This window comes from Vibrio sp. AK197 (genome assembly GCF_053903115.1).
Genome location: NZ_CP096429.1, coordinates 189,811 through 209,694 on the forward strand (window position 1 = coordinate 189,811; position 19,884 = coordinate 209,694).

18 protein-coding genes are annotated in these 19,884 nt (G+C 40.0%); 16 read left to right on the top strand and 2 right to left on the bottom strand.

The features are described from left to right. Positions 1 to 3: 3 nt before the first annotated feature. The 13 genes from pstA (at position 4) to M1D72_RS00905 (ending at position 14,306) form a co-directional block, all read left to right on the top strand. A complete protein-coding gene (gene pstA / locus M1D72_RS00845) occupies positions 4 to 879 on the top strand; it encodes a phosphate ABC transporter permease PstA (RefSeq protein WP_456295180.1) in 876 nt (291 codons plus the stop codon). A gap of 43 nt (positions 880 to 922) precedes the next feature. Beyond that, the gene (gene pstB / locus M1D72_RS00850; protein ID WP_456295181.1) at positions 923 to 1,672 is read left to right on the top strand and encodes a phosphate ABC transporter ATP-binding protein PstB; all 750 of its coding nucleotides are present in this window, start codon (positions 923 to 925) and stop codon (positions 1,670 to 1,672) included. Between the two features lie 452 nt (positions 1,673 to 2,124). Beyond that, positions 2,125 to 3,522 carry an undecaprenyl-phosphate glucose phosphotransferase gene (locus M1D72_RS00855; protein ID WP_390193325.1) on the top strand — a complete coding sequence of 466 codons (1,398 nt, stop codon included), beginning with the start codon at positions 2,125 to 2,127 and terminating at the stop codon, positions 3,520 to 3,522. 28 nt (positions 3,523 to 3,550) lie between these two features. Next, positions 3,551 to 4,132: a polysaccharide biosynthesis/export family protein gene (locus tag M1D72_RS00860; protein WP_390193031.1), complete on the top strand. Its 582-nt coding sequence runs from the start codon at positions 3,551 to 3,553 to the stop codon at positions 4,130 to 4,132. 44 nt (positions 4,133 to 4,176) lie between these two features. Further along, the gene (locus M1D72_RS00865) at positions 4,177 to 6,387 is read left to right on the top strand and encodes a GumC family protein (protein ID WP_456295182.1); all 2,211 of its coding nucleotides are present in this window, start codon (positions 4,177 to 4,179) and stop codon (positions 6,385 to 6,387) included. A 107-nt stretch (positions 6,388 to 6,494) separates the two neighbouring features. Beyond that, positions 6,495 to 7,670 carry an O-antigen ligase family protein gene (locus tag M1D72_RS00870; RefSeq protein ID WP_456295183.1) on the top strand — a complete coding sequence of 392 codons (1,176 nt, stop codon included), beginning with the start codon at positions 6,495 to 6,497 and terminating at the stop codon, positions 7,668 to 7,670. Then, positions 7,657 to 8,520 carry a glycosyltransferase family 2 protein gene (locus M1D72_RS00875; RefSeq protein WP_390193035.1) on the top strand — a complete coding sequence of 288 codons (864 nt, stop codon included), beginning with the start codon at positions 7,657 to 7,659 and terminating at the stop codon, positions 8,518 to 8,520. Before M1D72_RS00870 ends, M1D72_RS00875 begins: the two co-directional genes overlap by 14 nt. Further along, on the top strand, positions 8,521 to 9,321 hold the full coding sequence (locus M1D72_RS00880) for a glycosyltransferase family A protein (protein ID WP_456295184.1): 801 nt from the start codon (positions 8,521 to 8,523) through the stop codon (positions 9,319 to 9,321). A 26-nt stretch (positions 9,322 to 9,347) separates the two neighbouring features. After that, complete coding sequence (locus M1D72_RS00885) at positions 9,348 to 9,803, top strand: hypothetical protein (RefSeq protein ID WP_390193039.1); 456 nt, start codon at positions 9,348 to 9,350, stop codon at positions 9,801 to 9,803. Next, entirely contained in the window at positions 9,800 to 10,270 is a 471-nt protein-coding gene (locus tag M1D72_RS00890; RefSeq protein ID WP_390193041.1) for a glycosyltransferase, read from the top strand. Before M1D72_RS00885 ends, M1D72_RS00890 begins: the two co-directional genes overlap by 4 nt. Before the next feature lie 12 nt (positions 10,271 to 10,282). Next, complete coding sequence (locus tag M1D72_RS00895) at positions 10,283 to 10,954, top strand: hypothetical protein (RefSeq protein WP_456295185.1); 672 nt, start codon at positions 10,283 to 10,285, stop codon at positions 10,952 to 10,954. 333 nt (positions 10,955 to 11,287) lie between these two features. Further along, positions 11,288 to 12,988 carry a type I secretion system permease/ATPase gene (locus M1D72_RS00900; RefSeq protein WP_390193044.1) on the top strand — a complete coding sequence of 567 codons (1,701 nt, stop codon included), beginning with the start codon at positions 11,288 to 11,290 and terminating at the stop codon, positions 12,986 to 12,988. Continuing rightward, entirely contained in the window at positions 12,978 to 14,306 is a 1,329-nt protein-coding gene (locus M1D72_RS00905) for an HlyD family type I secretion periplasmic adaptor subunit (RefSeq protein ID WP_390193045.1), read from the top strand. The genes M1D72_RS00900 and M1D72_RS00905 overlap by 11 nt, the downstream gene beginning before the upstream one ends. 91 nt (positions 14,307 to 14,397) lie before the next feature. Here the strand turns inward: M1D72_RS00905 and M1D72_RS00910 are convergent, their stop codons facing one another. Continuing rightward, on the bottom strand, positions 14,398 to 15,054 hold the full coding sequence (locus M1D72_RS00910; RefSeq protein ID WP_456295186.1) for a LuxR C-terminal-related transcriptional regulator: 657 nt from the start codon (positions 15,052 to 15,054) through the stop codon (positions 14,398 to 14,400). A gap of 372 nt (positions 15,055 to 15,426) precedes the next feature. Between M1D72_RS00910 and M1D72_RS00915 the strand changes: the two genes are divergently transcribed. The 3 genes from M1D72_RS00915 (at position 15,427) to M1D72_RS00925 (ending at position 18,591) form a co-directional block, all read left to right on the top strand. Then, positions 15,427 to 16,326 (top strand): hypothetical protein, encoded by a 900-nt coding sequence (locus M1D72_RS00915; RefSeq protein WP_456295187.1) that lies wholly within the window; start codon positions 15,427 to 15,429, stop codon positions 16,324 to 16,326. Between the two features lie 510 nt (positions 16,327 to 16,836). Continuing rightward, positions 16,837 to 17,745, top strand: a complete 909-nt coding sequence (locus M1D72_RS00920) for a hypothetical protein (protein WP_456295188.1) — start codon at positions 16,837 to 16,839, stop codon at positions 17,743 to 17,745. Positions 17,746 to 18,153: 408 nt separating this feature from the next. After that, complete coding sequence (locus M1D72_RS00925; RefSeq protein WP_456295189.1) at positions 18,154 to 18,591, top strand: hypothetical protein; 438 nt, start codon at positions 18,154 to 18,156, stop codon at positions 18,589 to 18,591. A 61-nt stretch (positions 18,592 to 18,652) separates the two neighbouring features. Here the strand turns inward: M1D72_RS00925 and M1D72_RS00930 are convergent, their stop codons facing one another. After that, positions 18,653 to 19,621, bottom strand: a complete 969-nt coding sequence (locus tag M1D72_RS00930) for a porin (RefSeq protein ID WP_456295190.1) — start codon at positions 19,619 to 19,621, stop codon at positions 18,653 to 18,655. Between the last annotated feature and the right edge of the window lie 263 nt (positions 19,622 to 19,884).

The window sequence follows — 19,884 nt, forward strand, 5'->3', positions numbered from 1 at the left end:
ATCATGGAAAAAACAGCACAATTGAGCAAACTTCGCCAAGCTCGCTTACGCAAAGATAAAGTGTTAAGTGCTTTTATCTGGGCCTCAGCAGCCGTCACGGTTGGATTCTTATTCTGGATCATTTGGTACATCCTTTCCAACGGGCTGCAACATGTGGACTGGAAATTCATTTCTGATAACTATACCCGTACCGGTGAAGAACACGGCATTTTCCCGATGATCGTCTCCACGGTGTATATGGTAATTGCATCACTGGCAGTCGCAGCACCAATGGGAATCATGACGGCAATCTACTTAACTGAATATGCCAAAGTGGGCAGCCGACTCGTGAAAGTCATTCGTTTTTGTACCGAATCACTGGCGGGGATTCCATCGATTATCTTTGGTCTTTTTGGTATGACCTTCTTTGTGGCTGTACTCGGTCTCGGATTCTCTATTCTATCGGGCGCTTTAACCCTAAGTATCTTAATTTTACCTGTCATTATTCGTACCACAGAAGAAGCGTTAATGGCGGTACCGCAAACTTATCGTGAAGGCTCATATGGTTTGGGAGCTTCAAAAATTTACACAATATGGCGACTGATTTTACCCAGTGCCATGCCTGGTATTTTAACGTCAATCATCCTCAGTACAGGGCGAGTGATTGGTGAATCTGCCCCTGTATTCTTGACGGCAGGGATGGTGGCGCGAATTCCGGATTCGATAATGGATTCTGGCCGAACGCTAACCGTTCACCTATACAAGCTGACCACAGAATTGTTCACCGTGGATGAATGGAATCAGGCTTACGGAACGGCCACCGTACTGATCGTCGTGGTGCTTGTCATCAATATGATCACCAAACTTATGGCGAAGAAATTCAATACAGCGACTTACTAATTCGCGCTAATCAATTGACGTTAAAGAATTTAGAGATACGACTATGAACAAATTTAATATTGAAAACTTGGATCTTTTTTACGGTGATAACCAGGCACTTAAATCGATAAAACTGCCGATTCCAACCCAAAAAGTTACGGCATTAATCGGGCCTTCAGGGTGCGGTAAATCAACGCTGCTGCGTTGCTTAAATCGTATGAACGATTTAATCGAAGGTGTAAAAATTACTGGCAAATTGGAAATGGACGGTGAGGATATCTACGGCAATATTGATGTTGCTGATTTACGCATCAAGGTGGGGATGGTCTTCCAAAAGCCGAACCCGTTTCCTATGAGCATCTACGAGAATGTAGCGTATGGATTGAGAGCTCAAGGCATCAAAGATAAAAAGCACATTGACCAAGTTGTTGAGCGTTCTCTGCGTGGGGCAGCTTTATGGGATGAAGTCAAGGACCGCCTTAAATCTCACGCTTTTGGCCTGTCTGGTGGTCAGCAACAACGCCTATGTATTGCACGTACCATTGCAATGGAGCCGGATGTGATTTTAATGGATGAGCCAACGTCAGCGTTGGACCCTATTGCTACTCACAAAATAGAAGAGTTGATGGAAGAGCTTAAAAAGAACTACACGATTGTTATTGTTACGCATTCCATGCAGCAAGCTCGGAGAATCTCTGATCGCACCGCGTTTTTCTTAATGGGAGAATTGGTGGAACACGATGAGACACAGATTATTTTTAGTGAACCAAAAGATGATCGAACAAAAGGTTATGTTAACGGCGATTTTGGTTAAATTTTACTAGATTCATTATAATTATAAGCGATGGTAAACCTTGCCCCTCTCATGAGGGGCTTTTTTTGTTCCCACTTTCTTATTTATAAGAATGGAAAAAGTAATAAATTAGTTTTATCGTTAAGTGATAAGTTAGTTTATGGATTTTAGTTGACATTGTCAGTTAAGTGTCAGAAAGCTAAGGGGTTTCTGATGGGGTGGTTATATATAACACATTGTTTTATGGCTGTTCTTGTAATTGACATGAGTAGGGTTCTAAATTTTGAGAACTAAAAAAAACAAGAAGCCAATGCTATTTGTTTTTAGTCAAAAAAAATCCAGACTATGTGCTTTGATAGGAAACTTAAATCTTCGATTGAGTTTCTAGTGTATTTAACTTTGTGACGTTTGAACGTTAAGAGAAGGTGTCGTTCTCTAGCGGCAGCGTAGTTATTGTAAGGACAAGATTTGTGATGAGAGATATCGGAGCAATCAAAAGCCATGGTCAAGAAAATATATTGGCTTATCGATTAACTGACATTTTACTCATTTCTCTGACTCTTCTAGTACTTAAAAGTGTGTATCTAGGTACTTGGGAAATCCAATATATCTTAGCTCTGTGTATAGCGCTGGTTGCCTTTAGCATCGTGGGAGAGTTATTGGGTGTGTATGATGTTTCTTCGTACAACTCAGCCAAACACTCATTAGGTCCTATTATTTTTGCCTGGTTCTGTACGATCGCCGTGTTATTGACCATTGCTTTTATGTTTAAAGCGACGGAAGTGTATTCACGAATTGTGGTCGGAATGTGGTTTGCGGTGGTGCCGGTCTCTTTACTCGGATTCCGCTTTATTGCAACTCACTTACCTTCTTCGATTAAGTCAGATTCGTATGAGCAAAAGAGTATTATTATCGGTGCTACGCCAGGTGGAGTCGCGTTAGCACGTGAAATTGAACAAAATAAACACGTAGGTATGAAACTGGTTGGTATGTTTGATGATCGTTCAATTGAACGACTGCCTGATAATTTACCTCAACCGATCAGCGGTTCAATTAATGACGCGTTAGAAATGGCAAAAGAGCGTAATTTCCGACATGTTTATGTTGCACTGCCGATGGAGGCCTCAAAGCGTATTAAAGAAATTGTTAGCTATTTTTCAGACAGTACGGCACGAGTGTATATCGTCCCGGATTTCTTTACTTATGATTTAATTCAATCACGTTGGCGTAATGTTGGTCGAATCCCAACGCTCAGTATTTATGATACCCCTTTTTACGGTTTCTCGACTTTTATTAAGCGTGTTGAAGATGTGATTGTTGCGTCAATTATTTTGCTGCTAATTAGCCCAATTCTTTTAGCGGTATCAATTGGTGTAAAAATGTCATCACCGGGCCCAATTATTTTCAAACAATACCGTTACGGTATGGATGGAAAGAAAATTAAAGTGTGGAAATTCCGGTCGATGAAAGCGATGGATAATGGAGCAACGGTCAAGCAGGCGACAAAAGACGACCCGCGAGTCACCAAATTTGGTGCCTTTATTCGCCGTACATCTTTGGATGAACTCCCTCAATTTATCAATGTACTTCAAGGACGTATGTCGATCGTGGGACCTCGCCCTCACGCTGTCGCACATAACGAGGAATACCGTAGCTTGGTCGACAAATATATGCTGCGTCATAAGGTGAAACCAGGGATCACCGGTTGGGCGCAAGTCAATGGTTACCGTGGTGAAACTGACACAATCGATAAAATGGCAAAACGCGTAGAGTACGATTTATTTTATATTCGTAGCTGGTCACTTTGGCTCGATATAAAAATTATCTTTATGACGGTATTTAAAGGATTTATAGGCAAGACTGCCTACTAAAGTTATAACTATTTGGGTAAATAAACACATGATAAAGCGTATTGTTCAGTTTTTGCTAATCAATATTATTTTGTTGAATGGCGCTATTGCAGCAGAAAATTTATACAGACTGGGTGCTGGAGACACGATTAGTATTTCCGTGTATGGAGAAGAAACTCTGTCTATACCTGAGCTAAAAATAGACAATCGAGAATCAATTGATTACCCATATCTTGGCGTGATTCGTCTAGGGGGAAAAACGTTGGAAGAAGTACAGCGTGAAATTACCCAAGGATTATCAGGTAATTATTTAATCGATCCGAAAGTCAATGTCACGATTGTAAAATATCGAAATGTTTATATTAACGGATTGGTTAATCGCCCTGGTGGTTATGAATATGAACCAGGCCTCACAGTGCAAGAGGCTATTTCCCTCGCTGGTGGTGTGATGACTAAGTACAGACGAAGTGCACATGCTTACTTAGTTAAAGCAAAAAACATCCAAAAATATAATCAGCTAAGCAATGAAGAATTAGCCAAAGCGTTTGAAGACGATACCGAAAACGAGACCCCGTTATATAAAGTTGTCGATCCGGGTGACACTGTTTATGTAGTTGCTTCATTTTGGTAAGTAGAAAGCGTAGATTTTTAAAGAATTTGAGTTGAGATAATAAAATGCATGGCTTAGACAATAGCATTCCTCAGAATGAGGAAAAAATAATTGATATCGGGAAATATTTTACTCTAATTAAGCGTAACTGGCTGAAGGTTTCTTTATTTACAATTCTTGTAACGATAGTTACCGCTTTAATTGTTTTTTCACTGACTCCTAAATACACAGCAACAGCGACACTGTTAATTGAGCCTGAAGTACAAAAAGTCGTCTCTTTTGAAGATTTGGTAGGGGTGGATACCAGTAAAAAAGGGTATTACCAGACTCAGATTGAAATTTTGAAAAGTCGCCAAATTTCACAGCGTGTCGTTGATAAACTAAACCTTGATGAGTATCCAGAATTTAATAGCTCGTTGATTACTGAGCGCTCGCTGATCTCCACTATTCGCTATCGCATTAAATCTTTCTTCTCTATGTTATTGGGTAAAAAGAAAGAGCCAATGAGTGATGAAGCGAGAGAAGCGCGTATTCGTCAGAACGTCGTAAACAGTGTTCAAGGTCATATTAACGTTACGGCAATCGACGGCACCCAGTTGGTGAACATTGAGTTTACCTCTAAAGACCCAGAGCTTGCCGCGAAAGGTGCAGATGCGGTTGGTGATGCCTATATTGAGTCAAACTTAGACGCACGTTTAGACACCGCACAGCAAGCCTCATCTTGGATTTCAGGGCGTTTAGAAAGCCTGCGCCAAGAGCTGAGAGCGTCAGAAGACAAACTAACCGACTTCTTACGCCAAGAAAAGCTGATTGATGACAGCGGTATTGATAGCCAAGCCAGCTCAATTATCAGCGATTTGACTCTGCGTCTAAGCCAAATTCGTGATAGTCGTATCCAATTGGAATCGGCTTACAGTACGTTGAAAAATCGTGGTAACGACCTGACAACAATTCCTTCTATCTCTAAACACCCACAAGTGGTGGCGCTGCGTAATGTGTTAGCCAGTGCTCAGAAAGATGTTACCGAACTTTCTAAGCGCTATGGTCCAAAACATGAAAAGATGAAGGCTGCGATTGCAAAGCGTGATAGCGCAAGAGAAGAGTTAAATAACCTCTTAGGACAGCTTGTTTCTGAAATCAAAAAAGAACTGGATTCTGTAAGTAACCAAGAGCGTTTGATTCAGGAAGAGCTTCAGCGTCAGGTTGATAAGTTCCAAGACATCACGGTTAAGAAACGTGAATATCAATCATTGAGCCGCGAGGTTGAAACGAACCGCAATATCTTGAATGTGTTCCTGAACCGCTACAAAGAAACCGCGGCAACTGGTGACTACAAAACAGAATACGCTCGATTTGCAGACCGTGCTCAGAGACCATTAAAACCATCGAAACCAAATAAGAAGCTTTTGATTGTTGCTGCTTTTGTTGGCTCACTGCTGTTCGCAATCGGAATGTTGATTTTAATTGATATTCTTAAGCATACCATCACCTCAATGAAGCAGTTTGAAGAACGTATGGGCTTTATACCGCTTGGTGGTATTCCAAAAGTTAAGCTGAAAAAAGGCCAGGACATCAAAGCGAGCATGTTCTTTGATGATAATGAATCACAATTTTCTGAATCTGTTCGTGCAGTGAGAACAGCCTTGACACTCTCTGCGATGAGAAATCATCGTAAAGGATTGGTGTTCAGTTCTTCGCTAAAAGATGAAGGTAAAACGACGACAGCAGTCAACGTGGCACAATCTTTTGCGCAAATGGAAAATGTGATTCTAGTTGATGCTGATTTGCGCAAGCCATCTGTTGCCGAGCGTTTTGGTTATTCAAAATATCAACAGGGTATTACTAACCATATTTTGATGGGTGCAGATTTAGAGCAATGCATTATCAAAGACAAGGAATCGGGTTTGAATATCCTACCTGCAGGGATGTTGACACCAAATCCGCAAGAACTTCTGAGCTCTAAAGAGTTTAGTGATTTACTTAATGTTCTTTTTGAACGCTATGATCGAGTGATCATTGATACTCCTCCTACGTTACTTGTGAACGATAGTTTAGTTGTTGCGAAGCTAGTTGGAAGTGTCTGTCTCATTGCTAAAGCGGATGCCACTCGATTTGCGACCTTGCGAAACACAATCGCGCGCTTTATTCATCACAATATCGCACTTGATGGTGTGGTGATTAACCAAATTAAAAAGGATGTGATGAGTTCATACTATGCCTATGGTGACTACCAATCTAAAAAAGGCGGTAAGTACGAATCACCAAATATGGGCTAAAGCGTAAATGATTCAAGGTGTTTATTAGCCAAAAAATGATGAGTAGAGCTTGGCTCTACTCATCCATTGAATTATTTAAGATTTAACAGTTTCGATTGGTCTATTTAATGTACTTTAATGATTTTAGAGAATTTGAAAAATATAAGATTAACATTGGGTTAGCTCTGTTAATCTTATTTCTATGCTTAGGGTATAGTTCTAGAGTTATCCCTATGGCTTTTCTTATACAAAAAGCAATTGCTCTAGGATCTTGTATTTTACTCCTTGCTTTTTTAGGACCAGATAAACGTTTTTTTAAATTCCTTATTTTTTATGTCACGATTGTCGTTGTTTGCTATTTACTTAGGGATCAATACTACGTCGGTATTAATACCACAACGTTTATAAAAGCGGTGCTTGGGGTAGGGCTATTCTATCTGGTTATGTCGGTTAACTTTGGTAACTATATCTACTCGGTTTCCACGGCCTACGTGTTATTACCGATTATTATGGTGCCGATATCGTTTGTTTTTGCGCAAGTGTTCGGCTTTACCAACTTTCAAGATGGTCGTTATGGTGCAGGGCTAGCGAGTGCTCACTATGCATTTTTAAGCTATTTTGCAGTACTATTTATGTGCTATTACTCGTTAGACCAAAAACGTTTTAGTTTAATGCTGTATGGCCTATGTGTATTACTGCTACTTCTGTCCGGGAGTCGTGGACCACTTATCGCTGTCTTTATCCCTTCCTTGTTGTTAGTACGCTTTATTAAACGACCTTCAGTAAGACAAAAAATTCTTCTGTTATCTCCGATCATATTGTTTGTTTTGGTCAAGTTTTTGATGAGTATGATCGCACGAACAGAAATGGAAACCTTTAATACAGAGGGGAGTTTTAACCTGTCTGGTCGTGACGTTGCATGGGAGTACTTTCTCGCTAAAGTGCATGGGCTTAATTTGTTTGGCGGTGGATTAGGTTCTACTCCAGAAATAACAAAAGGCGTACGAGAATTTAACTTATACTTATTTGTTGCGCCTCATAATGAGTTTATTAAATTCTTCATGGAGCTTGGTATTATTGGTTGTACACTCTTTTTCATTAATATCTTTTTGATGTTTAAGATAGTATTTAGTCAATCAAGAAAGGAAATGAGATCATTCTTCATCCTCGCATTTCTTGGTTTTATGATTATTACTATTTTTGATAATACCTTCAGTACCGTGCAAGCGTATATTCCTCTGGCTTTATTCTTGAAATACGCAGTACATAATGAGCAAATGAGAAAAACTTATGCAACTCAATGATCCGATTGTCACGGTTTATATACCGACCTACAACCGCTCTGCTTTGGTAAAGCGAGCTATCGAGTCTGTACTTGAGCAAACGGAAAAGAATCTTGAAGTCATTGTGGTTGATGATAACTCACCGGATAATACTCAAGAGGTCGTGAGCGAGATCTCTCGTCAATACCCTAATGTTAGATACATCAGGAATGATGAGAACCGCGGAGCATGCTACAACCGAAATGTAGCCATAAAACACGCGAAAGGTAAATTTGTCACAGGGCTTGATGATGATGACTATTTTTTAAGTCATCGCATTGAATCATTCCTTGAAGCATGGAAAACAAAACACCCAGATACCATCGCACTGTTTGATGATGTGACGATAAAAAATAGCGAACAAAATAGTTTTGAGTTAGTAAGGCCTGATTTTATGGGCTTGGATGAATTGTTTGTTCGCAATGATATCGGCAATCAAATCTTTATAGAAAGACAAGTTTTTGATAATGGTTTGGCTTACGATGAGGATTTGAAATCTTGGCAAGATATTGATCTGTGGATTCATATTTTATCTGTTTTCAAAGGTAAGAAATTCGAAAATATACATAAGAAAAGTTATATCTTCGATAAGAGTCATCCGCACGAGAGAATCAGTAGTGCTAATATTTCAAAACACTTAATTTCGTTCCAACATATTAGAGATAAATATCAACTAAGTAATGCCAATAGTTATAGGTTAAAATGTCAAGCTTACACTTATAATCCAAGATCGGTTGGCGTTACATTATTTTTAGATGCTTTTAAATCAAGAAGTTTATATGTTGTTTTTAGGATGATTAAATATTATCTGAAAAATAATAAGGGTATGTAGATGAAAAAATTATTAATGATGACAACATGTATAATGAATCCTGATAATGTCAACGATTTATTGAGAATGATTGACTCTTATGACAATAGTGATGAAAAGTATCGTCACATTATTCTTATTCAAAGTGATTACTCGGCGTTTTCTGAGCAGGTAGAGTATCTGCGTACAAAAGCGATTGTGATCCATTCTGAGACGATTGTCTCTTTATCAAAAGCAAGAAATATTATTTACAATCACGCCAAAGATAATGACCTATTATCAGATGTAGAGCTGATCGCGTTTCCGGACGATGACTGCTGGTATCCTGGTGACAACCTCAACAAAATCTACTCAATGTTTGTTGAAGATAGCGCTCTTGATCTTTTTGTATGCCGTTCTTCTGAGAGTGCAGAAGAAATTACTGCGCAAGACAAACCGAGAGATATCAGTGTTAAAGAGCTGATCAATACGTGTAATTCAAACACCATTTTCGCGCGTGTAACCGCGATAGATTTTGATGACTTTTTCGATGAAGCGTTAGGCATCGGTTCGAAAAACAATGGTGGAGAGGATGTTGATTTTGCGATGCGATGCTTTGTGAAAGCTCGTAAGGCATTTTATCTCGATAAATCGATCGTCTGGCATCGAGACCAAGATATGGCGGAAAAGCCTGTCTATTTTCGAGGCGGCTTTAAGGCTCTAAAGAAAAATGCTTTAAAGCACCCTATGTTTGCGTTTTATTGCTTTAGGAAAGCGCTCGTGGGTGTTTACTACATGTTGAAATATGGCATGTCGCCAAAAATGTTTTTGAGTGCGTCATAGTAGTATCACATTCAGGTTAAAATTCGATGGAAAAAAAAACAAAAATAATGCTTGTTGCCTCTCCTGGTGGGCATTTTGTGCAATTGAGTCTTGTATCAGAATGCTTACAGGACATGGATATTACAGTCGTCGGTACCTATGAAGATAAACCTTCATTTATGTATGGAGATCGTTACTTTAAACTGTCGGATTTTAGTCGTGACAATGCTTATATTGCAGTCAAAGTACTGTTTGAGTGCCTGTCCATTTTTAAAAAAACACGCCCAAGTTTGATCGTAACAACAGGCGCGGCTCCCGGGTTAATTATGTTGCTCGTGGGACGCTTGTTTGGGACCAAAACCATTTGGTTGGAAAGTATAGCTAACTCACGCAAGCTTTCTTTATCGGGTAAAATTGCCAAAGGTCTGGGTATCACAGTTTTTAGTCAGTGGGAAAATGTCGCTAAGCTTTCCAACGTTGAATATCATGGAAGGGTGCTATGATTTTTCTAACTGTAGGAACGCAACTTCCTTTTGATCGTTTGGTTAAAACCGTCGACCTTTTTGCCGCTAAAAGTCATTGGTTGTTTAAAGCTCAAATCGGTAAATCGAGCTATCATTGCGTCAATATGCAAGCGAGCGAATTTTATCCCCCCGATGAAATGAATGAGCTTTTTAATCACGCTGAAGTGATTGTCTCTCATGCTGGAATGGGCTCAATCATTAATGCGTTAAAGTTGAAAAAGACGATCATCTTGTTTCCTCGACTCAGCAAATTCGGTGAGCATCGTAATGATCATCAACTCGATACGTTAGCTTCTTTTTCTAATATCCAAGGAATTTATGTTGCTGAAGATGAAGCCCAGTTGCTTTCGCTACTTGAACAACTTGACCAGTTAGAGAAGCCCCAAGGATTGGAAACGCCAGAGCGACAACGTTTGGTTAATAAGATCAAAGAGTTTTGCTGTTAGGGTAGGTACAAGATGATGTTTGGATATTCTTCAAGAAATGTATTTGCTGTGTTCTTAGCTTGCGGTTTGTTTATCACTTACGTTTGGCAAGTTTTGATTCAATTTGGTGATGAGATTGATCTCCTCACCATCAAGCAAGAATCTCCACATGTTTCTGCCGCACAATTTAATGACATGCTCGAGTCTGAAAACCCAGAACTTTTGGTGTATTCCGCTTCTGCATATTCTCTTGCTGGGTATCAATATTTACAGTCGGAAAAGAGTGACATCGCTAGGCAGTTTTTTTCATTTGCTAACCAACTCGCCGCAAAAGCGAGTTGGTTGAAGCCGATGGATGGCAATGGCTATTTGCAAAGAGCAAACTATGCTTGGATCACAGGTGAAGAGCCGAAGGTCATTGGTTCTTATATAGCACAACTACAGCAGGTGGAACCTTACGAGACCACCACGGTGTTTGAAGCTCTCAAATACTATTTCCATTTCTGGCCAGAGATTTCGGGCGCTGAAAGAAAGCAGGCGATAGAATATCTTTATAATCCGGGTCATTATGGGGTTAATTATACTCTAATTGGTCGGAATATTACTGAGCCAACAAGTCGATTGAGGATGTGTCAAATCTACGCATTTACCGATAAAAAAGTGGGTTTTTGTGTGAAAGAGTTTGGTCACCTATATTCCTGGTAATTTTTGGCATTACATTTTTCATTTCCAGTTAAAACATACGATGATGAAAGGGGAGTATATTTTATTCCTTTTTCTTAAACCTCGCCTTTGGAAAAACACCGAAAGTTTATATTTTTCCTTCCCTCTCCATTCTTACTTTTGGTGATATTTTCGTGTTTATCATCATTAATATCTATAAAGAACACGAAATCCCATAGAATGTCTTCTCAATAATGAGAGCGCTTATAAACAATAATTAAATGGTGACCGGTAAAATTGAATTAATCTGATGTTGTGTAAGAATATTAATTCGATTTTGAATGATTTTCCTTTGCTCAGTGAGTGAGTAATATTATGAATAATATAGAGTTCTTTAAGAAGAAACGCCGAGAAATATATTTATTTATCGGCTTTTTTTCGGTTGTTATCAACCTCTTGATGCTCGTGTTGCCTGTCTACAGCTTGCAGCTCTTTTCCCGAGTTCTTTCTTCCAAAAGCATTGAAACGCTGTTCTTTTTAGCTGGCTTAGCACTGGTCCTATTGCTCCTCCAATCGATTCTTGATTTTGTTCGAGGCCGCTTATTGTTCTCTGTCGGGGAAATCTTTGAGAAAGTATGCTCAAAGCAAATCGTCGAGCATAGTCTCTTAAAGTCGGCGTCGAGTGTCAGTGAATCGCGCCGTATTTCACAAGATATGAAAGATGCCAAAATGTCGGTTTCTGCAGCGTTTAATAATTTGAAGTTTGACTTACCGTGGAGTCCATTGTTTGTCCTAGTGATTTTTGCGTTTCATCCATATTTAGGCATTTTTGCCATTGGCGCGATTATGACTCTGGCTGGTTTAGCATTTGCCAACTTGGTGTTGACCGATAAAGCGCATAAAGCGATGAACGATGTTGCGTTTGATAATGGAACGAACCTCATCAAGCTCTATTCTCATGGTAAAACCATCAGTCATTTCAATGTGGCTCAACCGCTGGCACAAGATTGGTATGATTCAAATAATATGTTGTTGGATCAACAAAATAATACCAACTTTGTGACTACTTTGATTCAAGCGGCGATCAAGTATGTACGCATGACAATGCAAATCGGTGTACTTGGGTTAGGTGCCTGGTTAGTGATTACCGATCAAGCGCAATCGGGCGTATTGATTGCGTCGTCTATATTGTTGGGACGCGCATTAGCGCCTGTTGATCAAAGTATGAATCAGTGGCACAACTGGCGTCGTTGCCGAGCTGCCTATAATCGAATCATGGAGTTATTTGACGGTGCTCGCGAAGATAACAGGATTGAATTACCGCTTGAGCAATATAACTTGGCTGTTGAGGCCGTCACCATTCGTGACTCCTATGAACGCTACACACTTAAACAAATCCAATTTGAGTTAAAAACGGGCCACACGCTGGCAATTATTGGCCCGAGTGGTTCGGGTAAATCCGCATTGCTGAATACGATTAAGGACCCTTCAGGGCTTAGCCAAGGAAAGATCCGCGTGAATGGCGTTTCTTTGGTCGAGATGCCAGCTCATCAACAGGCGGATTTAATTGGTTATCTACCTCAAGATATTGAGTTTTTCGAAACAACGGTGTTTAACAATATTTGTAATTTCGATACCAGTGAGGGGGTAGAAGAACGCGTATTCTCTGCAGCTAAAATGGCCGGGATTCATGAATGGATTTGCCAATTACCAAATGCTTATCAAACGGTTTATGGCAAGAAAGGCTTTGGCTTATCCGGTGGGCAAAAACAGCAGCTAGCTTTGGCACGTGCTATTTATAAACAGCCTAAAATTTTGCTGCTTGACGAACCGGATTCTAACTTGGACCCTCAAGCAGAGCAGCAGTTGCTGTTTGTGATGAAAAAGCTTAAACAGCTCGGCACTTCTATTGTTGTGGTTAGTCACCGCAATAAATTGCTGAGCGCTGTCGATTGGGTCGTAGTACTAGACAAAGGGCAGATTCGCGATGCAGGAAAACGAGACGAAGTTCTTGAACGCATTTCTAATAACAATAAAGTAGCGAGCCTACGAGCGAGTAGACAAAATGCTAATTGAGTATAACGATTTTTCGGAACAGAGCTTCTCTTACAAGAAGTACATCAAAGCTGGCGTGATTTGTGTTCTTGCCGGTCTTCTAATGACTTATTTTTGGTTGATTAAAGCGCAACTCGAATCGGCCGCTATTGCCCAAGGTATCGTTGGTGTGGAAGGTAATCGTAAAACCATTGCTCACCTAGAGGGGGGAATTGTTGACCAAGTGCTGGTTCATGAGGGCGATATGGTACAAGCTGGGCAGACACTGATCACGTTGTCGCCAGTGGCCGCTAGAGCCAGTGTGGCACAATTGGAATTACGTTATTTCAGTAGTTTGGCACAGCAAAATCGCCTTGAAAGTGAACGTCACGCTGATGATGAAGTTATTTTCTCTCCTAAGATTTTTGAAGCAGCCAAACGCTATCCGTCATTGAATTCAGTGGTCAAGACTCAGCAGTCTTTATTTGCCAGCCGTCGCCAAATGCTTGTCAGCCAACTTCAGGTACTCAAAACTCGACTTGCGAGCGCAGAAACGGATGGGACGTCTTATAGTCGACAACTTCAAAGGCAGCAGCAGGCGTATCGATTCTTACAGGAAGAATTGGATATGCAATCCAAACTGCTTCAAGATGGCTACACCTCTAAATTGCAAGCTATTGAGCTGAAGAGAAACTTAGCACTACTTTCTTCAGACTTGGTTGGGTTACAAGGACAGTTAGACAGTTTGGAAAATTCCAAAGCTGAAATCAAAGAACAGATGCAATCGGTGAAACATCAGTTTGTTAGCGGTGTAGAGAGTGAACTTCAAGATGTATCTCAAGTGGTTGACGATGCTCAAGAGCAACTTGCCAACGCCAAAGATGTATTGCAACGCTTAACCATTGTTAGCCCACATTCTGGACGTGTGGTTGGACTGACGGTATTCAGTAAAGGTGATGTTATTAGCCCTGGTGAAACGGTAATGCAAGTTGTGCCTGATAACGACGAACTTATTGTCGAAGCCACGCTACGCCCAGAAGATATTGACTTGGTGCACAGTGGGCAAAAGGCGATGATTCGTCTTTCGGCCTACAATTATCGAACAACACCTATGTTTGACGGGAAAGTGATCAATGTAGCGGCTGATCGACTGCCTGATGAAGAACGCCGTGACCAGAAACAAGGCTTTAAGATCAAAGTCGCCATTCAGCCTGAGCAACTCAAAGAGCATCCTAATGTGACTTTATATCCTGGTATGCCTGCTGAGGTCTACGTAGTGAAAAACAAACGATCGCCGATGGATTATCTATTAGAACCATTAGATATCGGTCTTCTAAGAGCATTTAGAGAAGACTACTAATTGTTTTAATAATTAAAAAAGCCGCCTAGTGAAAGCTAAGCGGCTTTTTTATTATATATAATACGGTTTTTAAATTTTTATTTAATTATTGTTATTGACGATTATCTTTAAGCCAGGCGAGGGCTTCTATTTTATTTCTCACCTGAATTTTTTTAAATATATTATTAAGGTGTGTTTTAACAGTGTGCTCACTAATATAAAGCGTATCTGCTAATTGCGAATTAGATTGGTTGCTTCTCATCATCTCTAATATTTGTCTCTCTCGCTTGGTTAAATTAACCGGCCCCTCAACAGGACGCTTAGTGACGACTTTTGGAGTATGTGTTGACTCATAGAGTTCAAGCATGCGACTCATCACACCACGTGGCAGCCAGTTGTCACCCGAACAAATTGCGGCAAGACCTTTTTGTAGGCGCTCGACATCCGTTGCTTTACCAAACACACCACGAATTCCCTTCCATTTCGTGATTTCGTGAAAACTCATTTTGTCTGGTGCATTGATTAACACAGTCACGACAGAAAGGTCGGTTAGAGATTCAATCATTACCGATTTTGTCTCATGGTTTAAAGCGTCTAAATCAATGATTAAAAGCGATTTTCTCGTAACTGTTGGGGCAAGTAAAAACTGTGAAGGATGAGTGATCGCAATGGAGAGATCCAGTACATTTTTTAGTGACTCACACAATGCCTTTACTTGCATCGTGCAGTTTGACAGCAGGATGATACTACTAAAGGATTTCTCGGTCATACAATGCAATAGCTCGCTCATTTTGTTTAATTAGAATATCGAAATAGTAAAGCTCGAACGGCGTGTTGTCATTTAGGAATACTCGAATCAAGTCGGGGTATTAATATTGATACGCGTTTTTTACGTTTTATTCTCAAATTTGACGGCTGTCTGTAGGTTTTGATTAATGCTTTAGTACTACTTTTGTTGATGGTACCAAAAAATAACCAAAAAGAGGGTCCTGATGTGAATAATTTCGGGATTTTATATATGATTTCAAAAGCATCGGCGATGGAGATGTTTTTCTATTTCTGATGTTATGGCGAAAATTTTTACTAACTGAATTTTGACGGTTAGTTTGCACAAAAGAGTAATCATCAAAAGGAATTCATCATGACTGTAATTTTAGGCGAAACAAATACTGACGGTTCAGGTTCATCAGTAAACTTGACTGGTGAGAATGGCGAACTTGTTCTTGGTACCTATGTAGATGGAGACGCAGGTGTCGTGGCTTTAGACGGTGATACACGTCTTGGCGAAGTCTTCGATACCGCGACTGTATACTCCGATAACTGGGACCAAGACGGTTATAAAGAAGCAAAAATTGACGGCAGCTATGACCGTATTACGGTTAGTAACATTGTTGATGTTGATATCACCAACGATGCTGGCGCTGGTGTTTCTCATATTGAAGTGCTTTATGCGAAACGTGGTCAGATTGATACCTCTGGGTCGGATACAGCGGACTCTATTTTTATCGCAGTAACTACGAATAATGATCACTGGAGCAACACGTTTGAAGTAACGACTGGTGATGGTAACGACTTTGTCGAGTTCTATAACGTTGCAAACTCTCAACTTACAGGCTTCGATGTCGATCTCGGTGAAGGTAACGATACCTTTGATATTTCTGAGCTAAACGTTGCTGCATCGAATGCGGACGATCGCTATGTTGATGGTGGTGAAGGTCTTGATGTCCTTATCTATAACGGTGATAGTGCAGTCGATTTCGCTGGTTTTGAAGTGGTGACCGGTAGCGATGTTTCAGTGACGCTAGACTCTGATCTGCTTGCGACCAACGCATCGAGCGAACTCGGCTTGGTGGTTGCTGATATTGAGCTTGAACTGAGCGATGACATCTCTGCATCAGTGAGTGAAGAGCTCTCTGGCGACCAAGTTGATTACTTGTCAGAGCTTGGCTATGACGCAAGTGACTTCGTTGCTGTTGATGTCATCACTGAAGACGGTGCTTACGCTGTATTGTCTAACGACGACTCTTGGGCAGTCGCGTAGGCGTTATCGTATATTACGGTGTACATTATGTACATTTAGTAACTTGATTCGATTTGAAAGGCTGGTTAATTACCAGCCTTTTTTATTGGCTGTAATAATGGATTGGTATTCAGACCAAAGCAAATTCCTTTATAACGTCAGGGCGAGGTCATTTTTATGTTGGGTGTATTTTACAGCCGATACTTTCAACTATAGATTCTGGGTGGTCTTTAAGTTTACTTTTTGTGTAGTCATTACGTTTTGGATAAAGGCCAATTTCTCATTTTACAACGTTTTAATCTCATGAATTATAAATAGAGATTTTGGAATGTTTTGTTTTAATCTCTATTTTATATAGAGCGATGAAATGATTTTTAATAAGTACCAAAAAAATACCAAACCACGGAGGTTAACTGGTATTAGTTTATGATTGTATTATTATTTTCCCACCTCTTGAGAGAGGTAATTAGATTGCAAAATCTGAAAGATTTATACATACAAAATTAACTTAAACATAATAAAGGCAGTATAATGAGTATTATTTTTGGTACAACTAACAGCGACGGTTCTGGTTCTTCTAGCGATTTAAACGAGTCAAACGGTATTACAATTAATGCAGGTGAAGGCAGTTCTGATGGCGTGAATTACGAAATTAAAGGTGAAGGCGATTACGGCTTCCCATTCACCTCAATTGAAGTTGACTCAGATACTTGGAATGGCGACGACTCAAAAGAAATTAAGATTGATGAGTCGGCTGACTACATTAAAGTGGATAACTTTGTTGATGTTCAAATTACCAACAGCGCCACTGAAGGTTTTAGCCACATTGAAGTGCTTAACGTAAAACGTGGTCAGATTGACACCTCTGCATCAGATTCTGATGATTCAATTGTTTTGGGTGTTAATGCTAACAATGACCATTGGAGTAATGAGTTCACTATCGACAGTGGTGCTGGTTCTGACATGATCAAAATGGCAAATGTGAACAACTCTAAATACACTGAGTTCGATATTGACGCAGGGGAAGGGAGCGACACTGTTGATGTTTCAGGCTTAGAAGAGGCTGCATCAAGTAGCCAAACTCGTCACATTGATGGTGGTGAAGGTTTGGATTTCCTTGTCACTAATGGTGATTCAACAATCGAGTTTGAAGGTTTTGAAGTGGTTCAAGGCAATGGCTTTGATCAAACGCTGACACTCGATAGTGAGTTACTTGCGGATAACGCTGATGTAAGTTTAGGCTTAGTGGTTTCTAATATTGATGTTGAGTTTAGCGATGATATTTCTGGTTATGAAGTTTCTGAACTGAGTGATGCTCAGCAAGAGTACATTGGTGATCTTGGCTTTGATACTGATGACTTTAGTGTCGTTACTGTTACAACGGAAGATGGTAACGAATATTCACTGTTGACGGATGATAGCTCTTACGCAGCAATGTAATCTTTAATTGCGTATTGTTTAGAAGCCACCCACCTGGGTGGCTTTTGCGTAGATAATGCCTTATTTTTGAGATTTACGATGATTTCTGACCAAACTATCACTAATCTCGGTACTCTATTGTCGCCTTTATAAGTTTTATAGAGTCGTTACATTAAATAATGGCGTCATAGATTGAGATAAGCTAGGATTTAAAAGGTAAATCGATTAGTAATGTTTGGAAAAGTGGTTATCACACTTTTGGCATTATATGAGTCGAAGAAGATACTATAAAATCAGGTGGTATAGTATATTTTTAGGTTAAATGGAGCGTTAAAGCTGTATGCGCTAGCCTAAAGAAGGTTGGTATTGTAGTCTCGTCCAACGATTATCTATTTTAATTAGCTAATCAGTAGATTTCTAAGGTAAATAATGAATATAAAAGCACCCTTTATGGGAATAGCAGTGGGTTTATCGGTATTTGCTGTGAGCGCTCATAGTGCAGAGTTTGATGTAGAAGCGTTATCCTCGACCATTCAAAGCTCAACGCAAGATGTTCGAGTATTAACCTCGCAGCAGTTGTCAGCGCATCCCGATGATCTGGTTTCCGTATTAAGTTTATTACTTCAGCTTAAACCAGAATCGGCGTCGGATATTTTGGCTCAGGCTATGGTCGATTATCCAGAAATGGTGATGGAATTTGTTACGCTGGCACGAGAGCTCGGTATTTCCAATGAAATGATTACTATCGCGGCGGTTGAGGCTGGATTAGACCCGACTCAACTAGCAGAGCAGACGGCTGCAGGTGAGGAGACAGTGATACCTACACCAATCCCTCCTACGAATAAAGCGCCTGTGTCTCGTAGTTAGATAAAGTAGTAAACAAAAAGGCCGATATATAATCGGCCTTTTTTTGAAATAAAAACGTTGGTTAGAATGACATACTGGCACCGACACCATAATTCATTTGAGAGTCACCCGATAACGTTTTACGATAGTTGGCTTCAGCATAAACTCTGATTAAGTCCGCGAATAAATATTTAGCGCCCAGATACACATTTTGTTCATCACCATCGAGTGAATCCGTCTTTGATTCCCTGGCTATGTATTCGATGCCACCAAACGAGGTTAAATCCGGTGTAATTGCCAATTGCCCTGCGAACGCTAATGCATGGCTGTCTTGATCGCGTAGAGAATTATTTTTATTTTCGGACTTATTGTAATAATAAGTCGTGCCGAGTTCATAATCGATATAATTATAAAAGAAAGACAATTGTGTGTAGGTAGATTCTTGTCGGCGAAAAGTGGTTTCTGTTTTCGAGTTACCGATACCCGCTTGAATTTTTAAATCGATAATGCGGTAGCTACCAAACAGCTCTTTCAGTTCACGTTGGTTATCACCATTTGGAAAACCGTATGTCGCATTGAGGCGCAATAACTCAGCATTGTAGGTGTATTTGATGGCTTCGTCTTTTTCACCGACGGCATTGAGGCTGGCTTTGCCACCATAGATTTCTGAATAGTCGACAGCGGCGACATCATCAGATGAGGTCGCATGCTTACCATAAGTAATAGTTCCGAAATTTCGTAGCGAAATACCGGCGTAATATTCAGACATATCTAGATCGTCTTCATCACGTTCTTCGTCTGGATCCAAATTTACATTTGCCTCAACACCTGCTGCGACCGACAAGGAGTCAAAAATAGAGTATCGCGCTCGAGTGCCGATCTCAGAATCACCAAATGTGTAATCATTGTCCCGCCCATCTAAAAATTTCGCACTGGCTTTTAATGTGCCGTATACATTCCAGTATGCAATGTCGGTATCAATTAATGTGTAAGCCATAGACGGGCTCGAAAAAGCGAGTAATACACCAGCTTGGATTAGTCTTTTTTGCATGATTTTTCCGTTAAAATTTATCCATAAATGATAATCGATGAATCATCCTTGTGTGCAAATCAAAGATCATAAGTTAGAAGTGATTATATATTGTAGTTGTAATTCTATGGTTGAGAATATATTACAGTTACTTTATTAGTTCTGTATCAAATATGAGAAAGGCTTAAAAGAGGTGATTTTTTGTTAGGATTAGTCTAGATTTTGTTCCCTAACTGGTTTTAAACTTTAGCATTATTCAGGGAAGATATAGTGATGCAATTATC